At 57.2% G+C, this 14,522-nt stretch carries 13 protein-coding genes; all 13 read left to right on the top strand.

What is annotated here, in order from left to right; translation table 11 throughout:
• Nucleotides 1-6: 6 nt before the first annotated feature.
• The 13 genes from mgsA (at nt 7) to ACZF99_RS14685 (ending at nt 14,219) form a co-directional block, all read left to right on the top strand.
• Nucleotides 7-429: a methylglyoxal synthase gene (gene mgsA / locus ACZF99_RS14745; RefSeq protein WP_483605835.1), complete on the top strand. Its 423-nt coding sequence runs from the start codon at nt 7-9 to the stop codon at nt 427-429.
• Nucleotides 426-1,139, top strand: coding sequence for a bacillithiol biosynthesis deacetylase BshB1 (gene bshB1, locus ACZF99_RS14740; protein ID WP_483605834.1), 714 nt, complete (start codon nt 426-428; stop codon nt 1,137-1,139). The genes mgsA and bshB1 overlap by 4 nt, the downstream gene beginning before the upstream one ends.
• Before the next feature lie 39 nt (nt 1,140-1,178).
• Nucleotides 1,179-2,339, top strand: a complete 1,161-nt coding sequence (gene bshA / locus ACZF99_RS14735; protein ID WP_483605832.1) for an N-acetyl-alpha-D-glucosaminyl L-malate synthase BshA — start codon at nt 1,179-1,181, stop codon at nt 2,337-2,339.
• A 105-nt stretch (nt 2,340-2,444) separates the two neighbouring features.
• Entirely contained in the window at nt 2,445-3,803 is a 1,359-nt protein-coding gene (locus ACZF99_RS14730; protein WP_483605831.1) for a CCA tRNA nucleotidyltransferase, read from the top strand.
• A gap of 5 nt (nt 3,804-3,808) precedes the next feature.
• Nucleotides 3,809-4,765, top strand: coding sequence for a biotin--[acetyl-CoA-carboxylase] ligase (locus ACZF99_RS14725; protein WP_483612741.1), 957 nt, complete (start codon nt 3,809-3,811; stop codon nt 4,763-4,765).
• A gap of 301 nt (nt 4,766-5,066) precedes the next feature.
• Nucleotides 5,067-5,945: a 3-methyl-2-oxobutanoate hydroxymethyltransferase gene (panB, locus tag ACZF99_RS14720; RefSeq protein WP_483605830.1), complete on the top strand. Its 879-nt coding sequence runs from the start codon at nt 5,067-5,069 to the stop codon at nt 5,943-5,945.
• Entirely contained in the window at nt 5,942-6,844 is a 903-nt protein-coding gene (gene panC, locus ACZF99_RS14715) for a pantoate--beta-alanine ligase (RefSeq protein ID WP_483605829.1), read from the top strand. Before panB ends, panC begins: the two co-directional genes overlap by 4 nt.
• Complete coding sequence (gene panD, locus ACZF99_RS14710) at nt 6,844-7,227, top strand: aspartate 1-decarboxylase (protein WP_483605828.1); 384 nt, start codon at nt 6,844-6,846, stop codon at nt 7,225-7,227. Before panC ends, panD begins: the two co-directional genes overlap by 1 nt.
• A gap of 751 nt (nt 7,228-7,978) precedes the next feature.
• Nucleotides 7,979-8,611 carry a hypothetical protein gene (locus ACZF99_RS14705; protein WP_483605827.1) on the top strand — a complete coding sequence of 211 codons (633 nt, stop codon included), beginning with the start codon at nt 7,979-7,981 and terminating at the stop codon, nt 8,609-8,611.
• A gap of 189 nt (nt 8,612-8,800) precedes the next feature.
• A complete protein-coding gene (dinG, locus tag ACZF99_RS14700) occupies nt 8,801-11,656 on the top strand; it encodes an ATP-dependent DNA helicase DinG (RefSeq protein WP_483605826.1) in 2,856 nt (951 codons plus the stop codon).
• A 41-nt stretch (nt 11,657-11,697) separates the two neighbouring features.
• Complete coding sequence (locus ACZF99_RS14695; RefSeq protein WP_483605825.1) at nt 11,698-12,348, top strand: redox-sensing transcriptional repressor Rex; 651 nt, start codon at nt 11,698-11,700, stop codon at nt 12,346-12,348.
• On the top strand, nt 12,338-13,636 hold the full coding sequence (locus tag ACZF99_RS14690) for an amidohydrolase (RefSeq protein WP_483605824.1): 1,299 nt from the start codon (nt 12,338-12,340) through the stop codon (nt 13,634-13,636). The genes ACZF99_RS14695 and ACZF99_RS14690 overlap by 11 nt, the downstream gene beginning before the upstream one ends.
• Nucleotides 13,637-13,733: 97 nt before the next feature.
• The gene (locus tag ACZF99_RS14685) at nt 13,734-14,219 is read left to right on the top strand and encodes a cell wall elongation regulator TseB-like domain-containing protein (protein ID WP_483605822.1); all 486 of its coding nucleotides are present in this window, start codon (nt 13,734-13,736) and stop codon (nt 14,217-14,219) included.
• The last annotated feature ends 303 nt before the right edge of the window (nt 14,220-14,522 follow it).

The raw sequence follows: 14,522 nt of genomic DNA, 5'->3' as shown, positions 1-14,522 counted from the left end.
AGTCATATGTTAAACATCGCATTTATTGCTCATGACCGCAAAAAAGAGGATATCGTCAATTTCGCCATCGCTTACGAGCATGTATTCAAGGATAAACAACTTTATTCCACAGGAACAACCGGGAAGCAAATCATGGAGAATACTTCGCTTACCATCCACCGCTTCCTGTCGGGACCGCTGGGCGGGGACCAGCAGATCGGTGCGCTGATTGCCCAGAACGAGATGGACCTGGTGATTTTCCTGCGCGATCCGTTGATGGCGCAGCCTCATGAACCGGACATCACCGCACTGCTGCGCCTGTGCGACGTGCACGGCATTCCGGTTGCGACCAACATGGCGACCGCGGAGATCCTCGTGCGCGCGCTGGATCGCGGCGATTTCGGCTGGCGCGAGCTGGTGGAGCTGCATAAGCCGGGGCTGGCGAAATGAGCGAGAGGCTGGATATCCTGATCTTCGGCGCCCATGCGGATGATGCCGAGATCGGTATGGCCGGCACGATCGCCAAGCATACGGCAGCGGGTTATCGCGTCGGCATTTGCGATTTGACCGAAGCCGAGCTGTCCTCCAACGGCAATCCCGAGCTGCGTAAGAAAGAAGCGGAAGCGGCGGCCGAAACGTTGGGTTTGGCTGCGCGCGTGAACCTTGGACTGCCCGACCGCGGATTGACCGGGGCGGAGAACCAACTGGCCGCGGTAACCGGGGTCATTCGCCGGTTTGCGCCGCGCCTCGTGTTCGCCCCGTATTGGGAGGATCGCCATCCGGATCATATCGATTGCAGCAAGCTGGTGGAGGCGGCGGTTTTTAACGCCAAGCTGCGCCGGTATATGCCGGACAAGCCGGCGGTCCCGGCGCCCGAGCTCTATTTTTATTTCATCAATGATTGGACAACGCCGGATCTGATTGTTGACGTGAGCGCAACCTACGAGCGGAAAGAGCGGGCGCTGCGATGCTACCGTTCCCAGTTCGAGGCGGGTTCGCCGGGCGAAGACGTCGCCTTAACGCCGCTTAACCAGGGGTATGTGGAACGCGTTAAAGCCCGGGATTCGTTGATCGGACAGCGTTCGCTGATTCCGTTCGCGGAAGGGTTCATGGCGAAAACCGCCTATCCGGTAAATCTATTCGGCTCCCTTCGCACATAAGCTGAAAGAGGGAACAATGACAAAGGAGGCCCCCACCATATGGAACCATTTTTAAAAATCGGCATCACCTGTTATCCATCCTTGGGCGGTTCGGGGGTAGTGGCCACCGAGCTGGGAAAGTTGCTGGCGGAAAAGGGCCACGAAGTCCATTTCATCTCGCATAGCGTTCCTTTTCGCTTAGGGAGTTATCATAAGAATATTTTCTATCATGAAGTCGAGGTCAGCGATTACTACGTGTTCCGTTATCCGCCTTACGATCTGTCCCTGGCGACAAAGATGGCTACGGTGGCCAAGGCGCAAGGGCTGGATATCCTTCATGTCCATTATGCGGTGCCGCACGCCGTTTGCGCCTTCCTTGCCAAACAGATGGTCGGCGATTCGCTGAAGGTCGTGACAACCCTGCACGGAACGGATATCACGGTACTGGCGCAGGATGAGTCGCTGAAGGACTTGATCCGGCTGGCGATCAACGAAAGCGACGCGGTGACCTCGGTCTCGCGCGACTTGATGCGGGAAACCCGGGAAGTGCTCGACATTACGCGGGATATCGACCTGACCTACAACTTCGTCGACGAACGGGTGTATTATCCCCGGGACGCGAAAAACTGCCGGATGGATTTTGCCGCACCGGGCGAGAAGGTGTTGATGCATATCTCCAATTTCCGGCCGGTGAAACGGGTTGGCGACGTCGTAGACATTTTCCATCAAGTGAACGAGCAGGTTCCTTCCCGCTTGCTGTTCGTCGGTGAAGGGCCGGATCTGCCCAAAATCCAATGTAAAATCAAGGATCTTGGCATTGCCGACCGGGTGCATTTCCTCGGCAAGCAGGACGATATCGCGCATGTCATTTCGATGGCCGATGTCTTGCTGCTGCCTTCGGAGAAGGAGAGTTTTGGCCTGGTAGCCCTGGAAGCCATGGCATGCGGCGTACCGACGGTCGGCACGTTGGCTGGCGGGATTCCGGAGCTGGTGAAGCACGGCGAAACCGGGTTTTTGGCGCCGATCGGCGATACCCAGCAGATGGCGGAGCAATGCATCCAGTTGCTGCAGAACCCCGATTTGGCTGCCCGTATGCGCGAAGCTTGCATCAATCGGGCGAAAATCGAATTCAGCAGCCAGATGACGACGGCGACCTACGAAGAAATTTATTACCGGGTGTTGAACCGACAGTTGCCGACGTTAAATCCGGCTTGCCGTTGAAGTTGGGCCGGAGCGGGAATCGAAAGTTGGATACGGCGCAGGGCTTCGGGCCCTGCGCTTGCTGTTCCGGGTATGGAGCTAGGTTAATACTTTTTGGAAAGGGAGGTGTCCGCCATCGGGACGGATCGCTGGAGTCAGGTAGACCCGCTGATGTTGGTTCAAGGGGAACAGGTGCTGCGCGCCTTGCGCGATGGTGGGCATAAGGCTTTTTTTGTCGGGGGCTGCGTCCGCGACGAATTTATGGAACGCCCGGTCCACGATATGGATATCGCCACCTCCGCCAAACCGGAGGAGGTCGTTCGGCTGTTTGACCGCACGGTGCCGACGGGAATTCGGCACGGCACGGTCACGGTGCTGATGGAGGACCATGCGTTCGAGGTGACGACGTTCCGCAAGGAGTCGGATTACGCGGACCACCGTCGTCCCGCTTCCGTGGATTTCGTGGATGCGGTCGCCGAGGATTTGCGGCGGCGCGATTTTACGATGAACGCGATGGCCCGGGGACTGGATGGCGAGCTGATTGATCCGTTTGACGGCCGCTCCGATATCGAGAGCGGACTGATCCGCTGCGTCGGTATTGCCGAAGAACGGTTCGAAGAGGATGCCCTGCGCATGCTGCGGGCGGTTCGATTCGCCTCGACGTTTGGCTTTCGCCCGGTGAAGAGCTTATGGCGAGCGCTTCTTGCGGGGAGGGACAAGCTGGGCTATATCGCAACGGAGCGGGTGCGCATGGAGCTGGATCGAATCGTACTGGGGCCGGACCCGCGACGCGGGCTGGCCTTGTTGGAGCGCAGCGGGCTGCTGCGGTACGCGAAGGCGGCGCAAGGAGCGGCCGCAGAGGCGGAGCTGACGCGGCGCCTGCTGCATCGCGAGCCGCCGCGCCGCGAGCTGCTGGCCGCGCTGCCGCTGCTGGAGGCCGCGCCGCCGGCGCAGCGCTGGTCGCTGCTGCTGCAGGCCTTGGGCGTCCCGGGCGAGGCGGCTTCCCCGCTGCTCAAAAGCTGGACGTTCCCGAACCAGACCGCTCTGGAAGCGGCGGGGCTCGTCCGCTTTGACGAGGCGTGGGAAGCCATCCAGGCCGGGGCGTTGGGCGAGCGCGAACGGCGGCGCGGCTGGATCGGCCTGCAGGTCGCGTTCGGCCGCGAGATCGCCGGGCTGTGGCTGCGCCGTCAGCAGGCAGTGCTGCAAGCGGCCGTCAACGGCGGCGCCGAGCGGCAGGCCGGCAGTGCAGTGTTGGAGCGTGCGGCCCGTTGGCACCGCGAGGTGCAAGTGCATACGCTGAAGGACCTGGCCGTCAGCGGCGGCGAAGTGCTGCAAGCGACCGGACGCAAAGGCGGTCCCTGGCTTGGCGAGCTGATGAGGGAGCTGCAGTTGGCGGTCGCCGCGGGCGAGCTGCCCAACGAACGTCAGTCCCTTCTGGAACATGTGGAAACGGTGGTGAAGCAAGGGTGGAAGCAAACCGATTGATTGACATGCTCCTGGAGCATTCGGGGCAATATATATCCGGTGAAGAGCTCAGCCGTCGACTGTCGATCAGCCGGACGGCGGTGTGGAAGCAAATCGCCAAGCTGCGCGAGGAAGGGTACGAATTCGAATCGGCCCCCCGGAGGGGATATCGGCTCATCCGTCAACCGGACAAGCTAAGCCAAACCGGGCTGCTGCATGCGCTGCAGGGGAACCGCTCGTTCGGGCGGAGACTGAAGCTGCTCGAATCGACTTCCTCCACGCAGGAGGAAGCGCGAAAGCTGGCGGAGGAAGGGGCACCGCACGGCACGCTGGTGCTCGCCGAAGAGCAGACGGCGGGGCGCGGGCGGCAAGGCCGGCGCTGGTATTCGCCGCCCGGCAAAGGAATCTGGATGAGCCTTCTGCTGCGGCCGGAACGGCAGCCTTTGTCGATCGCCCCCCAGTTGACGTTGCTTGTTGCGGTGGCGGTGTGCCGCGCCGTGCGCAAAGTCGGCGGCGTGGATGCCGGGATCAAGTGGCCTAACGATATTCTGGTCGACGGGCGCAAGCTGTGCGGCATTCTCGTCGAATCGGTGGCCGAAGACGAACGGATTCGTTATGCCGTCGCCGGCATCGGCATCGACGTGAACCTGAAGGCGGACGATATTCCGCAGGAGCTAAATCCTATCGCTACGTCGCTGTCGCTGGAGAGCGGCCGCCGCATTGATCGAACCGAACTGATTGGGGCCGTTCTGAACGAAATGGAGCAGCTTTACGAGCTATACACGCAGGAAGGTTTTGGGCCGGTCGGCCATTTGTGGGAGGCGCTGTCGATCACGCTGGGCCGGGAGATCGCTGTTGATACCTCGAACGGGGTGCTGAAAGGCAAGGCAACCGGCTTGGATGCCAGCGGCGCATTATTGCTCCTGGATCAGGCTGGACAACCTTTCACGATTTTCTCTGGAGAAGTACAACTTGGCGGATGAAAATGTTAACGTAATTTGTTATACTGAGCACAGGAGGCGGTATCGGCATCGTTCCGAACGGCACTCCGGGCGCTCGTCGGAGGTATGGAAGTGAATGTTCACGAAGTCGCCCGACTTTTTGAACAGCCACGATCAAGTTGCGTTGGATTCTGCTCTGAGCCGTAAGAAGGACCGAGACAGAAGAACGAGGAATGAACTCTTCTTTGAACTTCGGACCTTTTTAGTGCCAAACTAAAAGGTTTTTTTGTTGTGCGCGTTTTTTCAAGGCTCGCACACGCCCAAACCGAAGGAGATGAATCAGATGGCAAGTAAACAGGCATTAAACATCGTCAAAATGAAAAAAATGAAGCAGGACGGCATTCCGCTCGCCATGATCACCGCGTACGACTATCCGTCGGCCCAACTGGCCGAGGAAGCGGGCGCGGATCTGCTGCTGGTCGGCGACTCCCTGGGGAACGTGGTGTTAGGGTACGATTCGACGATCCCCGTGACGCTGGACGATATGGTGTACCATTCCCGTTCGGTCGCACGTGGAGCGCGGCATACGTTCATCGTCACGGATATGCCGTTTATGACGTATCACGGGAGTATCGATGAGACGTTGCGGAACGTCCGCCGCTTGATGCAGGAAGGCCATGCCCATGCCGTCAAAATGGAAGGCGGCGCTGAAATTGCCGGGGCCGTACAGGCCATCGTACACGCTGGCGTCCCGGTACTGGGACACATCGGATTAACGCCGCAGTCTGTCAACCAGATCGGCGGTTATCGGGTGCAGGGCAAGGACGCGGCGGATGCCAAACGGCTGATGGAGGACGCCAAAGCGCTGGAACGTGCCGGCGCCTTTGGCATCGTGCTGGAGCTGGTTGCCGAAGAAGTGGCGACGGCGATCTCCAAGGAGCTGTCGATCCCGACCATCGGCATCGGAGCGGGACGCGGCTGCGACGGCCAAGTGCTGGTGTATCACGATGTGTTGAAATATACCGCGGATTACCGGGACAAAAGGTTCGTCAAAACGTACGCCGATCTCGGGGCGCAGGTGCGCCGCGGCATCTCGGAATACGTCGCCGACGTCAAAAGCCGCTCGTTCCCGGCGGAGGAGCATGTTTTCCGTGCGGATCAAAGCGTACAGGAATCCCTCGGCACGCTGTACGGCAAAGGAAAGGTGGAAGTCCGGTCATGATGACCTTTACGAATATACTCCCGCTCCGTGAACGGCTGAAGGAAGCGCGGTTCACGGCGGCGAGAGACGGAAAAGCAATCAAAATCGCGCTCGTGCCGACGATGGGATATTTGCATGAGGGGCATGCCAGCCTGCTGCGCAAGGCACGGGCGGAGAATGATCTGGTGGTGCTCAGCATTTTCGTTAACCCGATCCAGTTCGGGCCCAACGAGGATTTTGAACGCTATCCCCGCGATCCTGAGAAAGACCTGGCCTTGGCCGGGCGGGAGGGCGTCGATTTCGTCTTTCTCCCCAGCGTGGAGGAGATGTATCCGCAGCCGACGCGAACGAATATTAAGGTCGCCGGTTTGACGGACGTCTTGTGCGGCGCGTCGCGGCCGGGCCATTTCGACGGCGTCACGACCGTCGTCGGCAAGCTGCTGCATATCGTCCAGCCGGACCGGGCTTATTTCGGGCAAAAGGATGCCCAGCAGGTGGCGGTCATCGCGCAGATGGTGAAGGACTTGAATTTTGACGTCGAAATCATCCCATGCCCGATTGTGCGTGAGGCCGACGGTCTTGCGCTCAGCTCCCGCAACGTATATCTCAGCGCGGAAGAACGGAGGGCGGCGCTGGTATTGTCCCGCAGTCTGCTTGCGGCGCAGGCTAAGGCCGATACGGAAGCCAACATAACCGCAGGAGAGGTGCTTGCCGAATTGCGCGATTCGATCGGGGCTGAACCGCTTGCCGTGATCGATTACGTGGAGGTCGCCGAATTTCCGGGGTTGACCGCGCTGGCGGATGGAGAGCGGCTCGACGCCGCCGGTCGCCGGAAAGATGTGCTGATCGCCGTGGCTGTGAAGTTTGGCAACACCCGGCTGATCGATAACGTTATTTTGACGAAGAAGGTGAACGACTGATGTATAGAACGATGATGAAATCGAAAATTCACCGGGCGACCGTGACGGAAGCCAATTTGAATTACGTCGGCAGCATCACGATTGACGAGGACTTGATGGAGGCGTCGGACCTGTTGGAAAACGAGCAGGTGCAAATCGTCAACAACAACAACGGCGCGCGTCTGGAAACTTACGTGATTCCGGGACCCCGCGGCAGCGGCGTCATCTGTTTGAACGGCGCGGCAGCGCGGCTGGTGCAGCCGGGAGACAACGTTATCATTATTTCCTACGCGCAGCTGTCGGCTGAAGAGGTACGCAGCCATAAGCCGACGGTCGTATTCGTCGACGAGAACAACCGGCCGGTGGAGAAGGCCCATCAAGAACTCCACGCCATGATCCGCTAAAGCTGTAGTTCAAAAAGGCCTCTTCGGATCACGAAGCGGACTCGGGGAAGCGGGCTCGGCGTCGAATCTTGAATTCAGCCGGGCCCTCCGTTGCTCACGTAGCCTCCAGCTACGCTGCGCTACTCGATCCCTAGCTTCATCCAACCTTCTCGGTGCTCCGAACCTGCCTTTTTGAACCTTGATTGGAAGGGGGAGTTCAAAAAGGCCTCTTCGGATCACGAAGCGGACTCGGCGGAGCGGGCTCGGCGTCGAATCTTGAATTCAGCGGGCTCTCCGTGTGCTCACGTAGCCTCCAGCTACGCTGCGCTACTCGATCCCTAGCTTCATCCAACCTTCTCGGTGCTCCGAACCTGCCTTTTTGAACCTTGATTGGAAAGGGTAGTTCAAAAAGGCCTCTTCGGATCACAAAGCGGACTCGGGGAAGCGGGCTCGGCGTCGAATCTTGAATTCAGCGGGCTCTCCGTGTGCTCACGTAGCCTCCAGCTACGCTGCGCTACTCGATCCCTAGCTTCATCCAACCTTCTCGGTGCTCCGAACCTGCCTTTTTGAACCTTGATTGGAAGGGGTAGTTCAAAAAGGCCTCTTCGGATCACGAAGTATGGCTAAGAAGTAAAGCGGCGCCGAATCTTGAATTCAGCCGGGCCTTGCCATCGAAAAGTGTAATTCCTCCCTGCGGGAATGAAATTCGGCCCCAAAACAAAAAATGAACGTAAGGCTCGGACTGATTTCATTTTCGTTTGGGGGGATGCGAATGATGTTTCAGCATGTGTTTGCGGAAATGAATGAGATGTTGGACGAAATCACACGGAAATATCCCTTGGCCGGCAACGCCCAAAAGCAGGAGCTGGCGAAGAAATGGAGCCTGCTTCAGCATATGAGCGACGGCATCATCGAGGAATGGCTGTGCTTCGAGGAGAAGATGGGGTATTTGCGCCACGCGTTCGGTAGTCTGGAGCCCAAGGAGACGCCCGATCTTCCCGAACTGGATGCCCCCGCCTTTATCAAGGGGCAAGGGTATTACAAGCTGCTGATGTTTCCCCAGGCTTTGGCGCAGTTTGAGCTGGTTATGCAGCAGTTTCCGGGCAGCGTGTTAACCCGAACCTATTTGGGGATGTGCCACCTGCACCTGGAGCAATCCGACAAAGCCGCCAAGAATTTCTGGCTGGTGCTGGAGAAGGCGGCGAACCAACGGCTTCGTTCGATCATTTATAACGCGCTCGGCTGCATTGAGGCGCAGAAGGGCGTTTTTACCAAGGCAAAAGAATACTTCAAGTTGGCTCACCACAGCGATCCGTCCTTGCCCGAGCCGCTGGCCAATTTGGAGGCGTGCACGAACAGCACGGGGAAACTGCATTACGGCCCGGAATTGACTTCTTTATTGTAGGTTTTCATCGTATGATCGCCGCACTTGTTTACGGTTTGATACATGAAGCGATGCGAATTTCCGCTCAAAGCGGCGCATCGCTTGTTTTGTTTTGTGATTTTTATTACAGATACCGTTTGTATTAATTTTCAAATCGGCTATCTTCTGTTATGCTGTAAAGAGAATGGAATGAAGGGACAGCTAATAGCAATGAAATACGCGGTGCTTGATTTTGAAACGACGGGTAACCAGTCCTCCGATGAAATTATTCAAGTGGGACTTGCCATTATAGAACCGGATAGGACGATTTCGCAGGTGTATCGTTCCTTCGTCAAACCGGGCATTCCGATTCCTTCTTTTATTACGGGATTGACGGGAATTACCGAGGAAGACGTCAAGGATGCGCCGGAGCTGGACGAAGTGATGATGGAGATGGTTCCGCTCCTGAACGACGTCGTCTTGGTCGGGCACAATGTTGCGTTTGATTTCAATTACCTGCAAAGCGCTTTGGACAAAACGGGTTATTTGCCGTTTACCGGCCGCATCCTGGATACGATGGATTTCTTGAAAATCCTGTTTCCTTCGCTGACTTCGTATCAGTTGGGACTGGTGGCGGCGGAGTTTGAAGTGAAGCATGATCGTCCGCACCAGGCGGACAGCGACGCGCTGGCAACGGCGCTCATTTTCCTGAAATGTCTGGAAGAATGCGCGCAGCTGCCTCTCCTGACATTGCAACGATTGGCCGATCTGTTCGCCGGTGAGGACAGCGATCTGGGTTGGTTTTTTGACGCGATGGCACAGGAGAAGGAACTTGAGGCGCTGCCAAGCGAAGACGGCTTCGTATACTACCGCCAATTTGCTTTGCAGGTCGAGGATTGGCTGGATATTGAGGCACCGCGGGATGCTGCGGATCGAAATCCGCTGGCGGACGTAAATTTCGAGCAGTTTATGGAACAGGTCCGGGAACGGCTGAGGGAGCGTTTGCCGCAATACGAGGAGCGGGAAGCCCAGAATATGATGCTGAATGAGGTCATGCGGGCCTTCGAGGAAGACAAGCATTTGCTGGTCGAAGCCGGGACGGGGACCGGGAAATCCTTGGGTTACCTGCTGCCGGCCATTTACCACAGCGTCAAAAACGACGAGAAGGTGATGGTCAGCACGCATACCATCAACCTGCAGGAGCAGCTGCGGGAGCGCGATGTGCCGCTGTTGACGGAGGTCGTGCCTTTTCCTTTCCGCGCTGCCGTATTTAAAGGAAGGCAGCATTATTTGTGCTTGCGCAAATTTGAACATAAAATAACTAGGAAAGACTTCACAACGCCTAAAGAAGAGGTGATGACGGCCGCGCAAATGGTCGTGTGGCTGACGCAAACGGCAGACGGTGACGACGAGGAGCTGAATCTCGGAAACCGCGGCGGCGATTTCTGGGAGACGGTGGCCAGCGAATCGGATTCTTGCCTAGGCCGTTCCTGCCCTTGGTTCCGCAAATGCTTCTACCATCGCGCCAAACACGAAGCCGGGGTGGCGGACGTGGTCATCACGAACCACTCGAAATTGTTTACGGACATCCAAGCCGGTCACCAACTGCTGCCGGGCTACGAGCGCCTGGTCATCGATGAGGCGCATCATTTGGAGGATGTGGCCGGCAAGCATCTTGGCATTCATATGAAATATTTTACGGTCGTCCATACGCTGACCCGGTTGTTCAAAGACAGCAAGACGGGGCAACTGGCGAATCTTCGGAGCTCGCTTGAGGCGTCAGCGGCGGAGAAAGCTTCGGAATGGTGCTCGGTGATCGACGGCATTTATCCGACGCTGGTGGATGTGAAGGAAAGCTGGGACAAGCTCAGCGAGTTGCTGTTCAGTTTGATGCCGGACCGCAGCGACGCGGCGCCCGGCGATCCCGGTCAATTCGTGTACCGGCTATTACCGGCCCGTAAGCCGAAGGAATGGGAGGTGCTCGCCGCGCTTGAGAACCAGATTTATGTGGGGCTTGGCGATGTGCTGCGCAAAGGGGAGCGTCTCTTGTCCGACATTCGGGAGGAGCAGGACGATTATGCAGCGGAGAGCTTGCTTACCGACATCAGTGGTCTGTTCAAAGATTTGGCGGGAGAACGGGAAGCTTTGCGTTTCTTCATGAAGCTGGACAACCAAGACACGGTCTACTGGATGGAAGCCAACGGGAACTACCGCAGCCGTTCGCTGCAAATGTACGCGGTGCCGATCGACGTCAGCGCCCAGTTGAAGGAATTTTTCTTCGACCGGAAAAAAAGCGTCGTCATGACGTCCGCGACTTTGTCGGTCGATAAGTCGTTCCAATATATGATCGAGCAGTTGGGCTTGACCGAGGCGGCGGAAGAGGACCGGCTGATCACGGCGATGTTGCCGTCCCCGTTCAATTACCGGGATCAGGCGCTGCTGGTCATTCCGCGCGATTTTCCGAGCGTGAAGGGCAGCGTGGGGGACGACCATTTCATCCTGACACTGGTGCAGTCGCTGGCCGATGCTGCCGTGGCGACGCAAGGACGGATGCTGGTGTTGTTTACGTCCTACCGGATGCTGAGACAGGTATACGATCCGCTGAAAGAGCTGCTTTCGGCAGAGGGAATCACCGTCATCGGTCAAGGGATGGACAGCGGCAGCCGCACCAAGCTGACCCGGCGCTTCCAGGGCCAAAACGCATCGGTGCTGCTGGGGACGAGCAGCTTCTGGGAAGGGGTGGACATCCCGGGCGAGGCATTGACGAGTCTGGCGATCGTGCGCCTGCCTTTTCAGCCGCCAAACCATCCGCTGGTGGAAGCCAAAAGCGAACGGCTGCAGCGGGAGAAAAAAAATCCGTTCATGAAGTTGTCCGTCCCGCAAGCGGTTATCCGTTTCAAGCAGGGCTTCGGACGGCTCGTTCGCTCGTCGCAGGATCGGGGCATCGTAATCGTGTATGATACCCGCATCCTGGAATCCTATTACGGGAAATACTTCTTGTATTCATTGCCGGGTCCGAAGATGGAGCATATGCCGATGAGCCAGATGGTGCCACGCATCTCGGAATGGTTGAATCCCGATGAATAAACCGTTTCATATCTTGGTTTGAAGAATAGGGGGAACGAAGTATGAAGTCAGAGAAAATTTCGGACGCCGTCGTCCGCAGGCTGCCGGTTTACCTGCGCTTTTTGAACGAACTGAGCCGCCGCGAGGTCCCGACGGTATCATCGCAGGAGCTGGGGCAAAAACTCGATCTGAATCCGGCGCAAATCCGCAAGGACTTGGCTTATTTCGGCGATTTCGGCCGAAAGGGCATCGGTTACGACGTCGCTTATTTGATTGAAAAAATTCAGCAAATTCTCAACCTGGACCAGCAGATCAACGTGGCGCTCGTCGGTGCCGGTAACCTGGGCCAAGCCTTGTCGAATTATAACGCGTATCTGAAGGATAATATGAAAATCGTCGCGGTGTTCGACGCCTCGCCGGCGAAGATCGGCACCCAGATCAACAACATTACGATCCAGCCGATCGAGGAACTGGTGGATACGGTCAGAAAGAACAACATTCGCATCGGCATCATTACCGTGCCGGATACGGAAGCCCAGCGCGTAGCGGACGAATTGGTTGCCGCCGGCATTGGCGCGATTCTGAACTTCGCACCTACGATTCTGAAAGTTCCGCCGGAAGTGCGGATCCATGCCGCCGATTTCACCACAGACCTGCTCAGTTTGGCGTATTATCTGGAGAACGGAAAGGAACAAGCATCGTATGAGTCGTAAATGGTTGATCAAGAACGGAACGTTTGCCGTACTGGAAACGAATCGTCCCGTGATTCACGGATATATGCTCGTTGAGGGCGACACCATCACCTATATCGGCGAAGCGCGCCCGGAAGGTGTGGAAGGCGCCGAAACATTTGATGGCAAAGGGATGTTGTTCCTCCCTGGACTGATCAACACCCATGGACATGCAGCCATGTCGCTGCTTCGCGGCTACGGGGATGACATGGTGCTGCAGACCTGGCTGCAGGAAAAAATGTGGCCGATGGAAGCCAAGTTTACCGCCGCTGATATCTATGCCGGTACGGCATTGTCTGTCCTGGAAATGCTTAAGGGCGGCACGACAACGTTCCTGGATATGTACGATCATATGGACGAAGTCGCCAAGGTCGTGGAGGAATCCGGCATTCGCGCCGTGCTGATGCGCGGAGCAATCGGGTTATGCTCACCGGAGGAGCAAGAGCAGAAGCTGAAAGAAGCGATCGCGTTTGCCCGGAACTGGCACGGTAAAGCGGAAGGCCGCATCACCACGATGATGTCGCCGCATGCGCCCTACACCTGCCCGCCGGCTTTCATCGAGAAATTCGTGCAAGCCGCGCATGATCTGGACTTGCCGATGCACACGCATATGTCGGAGACGCGTGCCGAAGTGGAGCAAAACGAGAGTGATTACGGCGACCGTCCTGTGGAACATTTGCGGAAGCTGGGCATGTTCTCGCGTCCGACGCTGCTCGCCCATGCCGTGCATTTGACGGACGAGGAGATCGACGTTTTGGCGGCGCATGACGTTGCGATCTCGCATAACCCGGGCAGCAACCTGAAGCTGGCCAGCGGTGTGGCTCGCGTGCCGAAGCTGCTGCAAAAAGGCGTGATCGTCTCGCTGGGGACGGACAGCGCCGCCAGCAACAACAACCTGGACATGCTGGAGGAGATTCGCTTGGCCGCGCTGATCCATAAAGGCGTATCCGGGGATCCGACGGCGGTGCCCGCGTTGGAAGCGCTCAAGATGGGGACGGAATACGGCGCAAAGGCGGTCTTTTTGCCGAATACCGGGAAGCTTGCGGCAGGCATGAAGGCGGATTTCATCGCCTTGAATACGGAGCAAGCTCATTTCCTGCCTAAAACCGATTTCATCTCCCACACCGTTTATTCCGCCGGACCCAAAGATGTGGAGCATGTATGGGTGAACGGAAAACAGGTCGTCAAACACGGAGCCTGCCTAACGCTGGATGAGGAGCGTATCCGACATGACGCGCAAGCGGCATTCGAGGGACTGCTGGCTCGATAATGTTGTGCAAGGCATCCCGTTTGATCGACTGATATGCATTGAACGGGCGGTTTCCTGAAGGTGGCTGCCTGCTTAGGAAGGGGAAAGGAAGAGAAGGTTGAGGAAGCGAACGAAGTGGATTCTGTTGTCCATCGTGATCCTGTTGATCGTGCTCCTTGGGCTTAACCGGTTTTATATCTACATTCATGAGGATACGTGGAGAGCCGAAAGAGCCGCCATCCAGCAGGCGAAACAGGAGACGAACCTTGTTCGGGGCGACGAGGTGTGGAAGTCGGTATGGGATGAAGTCACCTGGGTCGTCCAGGGGGAAGACGATTCCGGCCGCAAAATGATGGTATGGCTGCGGGAAGGACAGGATCCCGAGGTACGCTTATTGTCGGAAGGAAAGTCCGAGCAGCAGATCCGCGCGATCATCAAACAATCGCTGCCGGACATTCGGGTTGTCCGATTACTGCCGGGGATTTATAATAACCAATTGGTCTGGCAGTTGTTCTACAAGCAGAAGGACCATCATTACTATAGATTCTTTAGCTTTACGACCGGCGCACCGCTGCCGGAGGTGTTTACCTTGCCCAATCGCTGACGGGAGCGCAGGGGGTATCGTTTACGAATAGACGGTTTCGATGTTTAGGCGAAAGGCCTGAATGACGAGACCGTTTTATTTTTATAGGATGAGTTAATGAGAACGTAGGAGCAATATAACAGGGAACGCTTTAAGTCGTATAAGCCGGAGACGATCCCCATTTATTAGCCCGGGTCGAAGCGCAGCGGGCCGCAACGGAAGTCGTCGATCCAGCGTGGTTTCAAACGGTTGAGCCCGGCTGGATATCGCTCGTGCCGTAATGTCTTGTGCATTTGATGATACGTTGGACCCGGTTTTGGCTGC

Source organism: Paenibacillus sp. JL3B1040, from assembly GCF_057063165.1.
Note: the sequence above shows the minus strand (reverse complement) of the source record. Positions and strands in the feature narration are given on the sequence as shown.

Coding starts and splice junctions, on each gene's coding strand:
- mgsA (WP_483605835.1), top strand. CDS start 7: ATGTTAAACATCGCATTTATTGCTCATGACCGCAAAAAAGAGGATATC.
- bshB1 (WP_483605834.1), top strand. CDS start 426: ATGAGCGAGAGGCTGGATATCCTGATCTTCGGCGCCCATGCGGATGAT.
- bshA (WP_483605832.1), top strand. CDS start 1,179: ATGGAACCATTTTTAAAAATCGGCATCACCTGTTATCCATCCTTGGGC.
- ACZF99_RS14725 (WP_483612741.1), top strand. CDS start 3,809: ATGCTCCTGGAGCATTCGGGGCAATATATATCCGGTGAAGAGCTCAGC.
- panB (WP_483605830.1), top strand. CDS start 5,067: ATGGCAAGTAAACAGGCATTAAACATCGTCAAAATGAAAAAAATGAAG.
- panC (WP_483605829.1), top strand. CDS start 5,942: ATGATGACCTTTACGAATATACTCCCGCTCCGTGAACGGCTGAAGGAA.
- panD (WP_483605828.1), top strand. CDS start 6,844: ATGTATAGAACGATGATGAAATCGAAAATTCACCGGGCGACCGTGACG.
- ACZF99_RS14705 (WP_483605827.1), top strand. CDS start 7,979: ATGATGTTTCAGCATGTGTTTGCGGAAATGAATGAGATGTTGGACGAA.
- dinG (WP_483605826.1), top strand. CDS start 8,801: ATGAAATACGCGGTGCTTGATTTTGAAACGACGGGTAACCAGTCCTCC.
- ACZF99_RS14695 (WP_483605825.1), top strand. CDS start 11,698: ATGAAGTCAGAGAAAATTTCGGACGCCGTCGTCCGCAGGCTGCCGGTT.
- ACZF99_RS14690 (WP_483605824.1), top strand. CDS start 12,338: ATGAGTCGTAAATGGTTGATCAAGAACGGAACGTTTGCCGTACTGGAA.